Below are 1,312 nucleotides of genomic sequence, written 5' to 3'. Positions count from 1 at the left end.
CGACTGCCTGTACCAACGAGCTCCGTTGTTCTAGGTCAGAAATCCTTCAACACCCCTTGCGTGACCTGCGAAAACGCTAACTACCTGGCCTTGGGGGAGGCCCCCGCAGTCCTCGGGCATCGTCCAGACCGATGCCCCTTGCGATCTCGCAGGCGCGCCAGGAACGCTCCGGGACAGTGCGCATGAGCTGGAGTGTTCGGTCCCGCCGCCCCTCGGGGGCGCGTTCGGATGCGTGGTGCACAGCGACCTCGATGGCGGTGATGCGGACCGCGGGGTGGCCGCGCGTTTCATCCCGAGGGGTCGCGTAGCGGGAGATCGGGCATTTGACCCTGCGTGGTGCGATGCGCGGACGGCGTCTGGGCAGCAGGTTCTCCAGCACGGTGCGGCCGATGACGCCGATGACTGCGGGCTGTGCCGGGTCGGGCAGTACACCTTGGGCGGTGATGACCTGTTCCCGGGCTGCTTCGAGGGCGACGGTGAAGGAGGCACGGTCAGGATCGGTCCCGGGCACGGACTCCGCAGCCTCGACCATGGCGCGACGGAGAATCTGATAGGCCGTCAGTTGAGCCCAGATTTCCTGCTGGACGCCGCGGGGGTCGTGCGAGCGCAGGACGAGACCGTCGAGCAGTGTGTGGCGCAGGGAGTAGAAAGTCGATTCGATCTCCCATCGTTCATGGTAGAGCGCGACGAGCTCGTCGGCCGGGTGGTGGCGGTGGTCCAGCAGGGTCGTCGCCAAGCGGTAGTTTCCGGTGGTTCGGATACCGTCATCGGTCGTGACGGTGACCTGGGCGTCGATGATGCGCAGGCGTACTCCGCGGATTCGTGTCAGGTAGGAGCCGTCGGGCAGGACGGCCCATGTGGCTGGAGTGCGGGTGCCTTTGAGGCGCACCAGCAACTGGGCGCCGGTGCTGGCGCATTTGGCCAGGAAGTCATCTGAGTCAAAGCCCCGGTCGTTGAGTAGCAGCATGGTGTCGTCCAGCAACGGCAGCAGTTGCTCGGCGTAGACGGACTCCGCAGGCGCCACGGGACCGAAGGCGGCGCCGAGCAGAGCGCGGGTGCCGGTCTCGCAAAGGGCCACGAGTTTCAGCATGGGGTAGCCCTCCTGACCGTAACGGTGCTTGATCTTGCCGAGCCAGCCGCAGACGCGGGGCCGGTCGGGGGCCTTGGCGGAACTGCAGCCGTCGAAGGCGACCGTCCGCCAGCGTCGGTAACGCACTCCGGGAGTCTCTGGCCGGGCCACCGGGCCGGCCAGAATGGTGAAGAGCAGCTCCAGTGGGGCCGGCCCCAGTCGGCGGCGTATGTCCCGCAGGGC

1 pseudogene is annotated in these 1,312 nt (G+C 67.3%); it reads right to left on the bottom strand.

From position 1 onward, the window contains the following. Positions 1–103: 103 nt before the first annotated feature. Positions 104–1,312: pseudogene (locus ACZ7IB_RS49270) on the bottom strand (IS4 family transposase); the annotation flags it as partial.

The organism is Streptomyces sp. NPDC037301 (genome assembly GCF_055602785.1).
The sequence above is the reverse complement of the archived record's forward strand: the minus strand, read 5'-3'. Positions and strand labels throughout refer to the sequence as shown.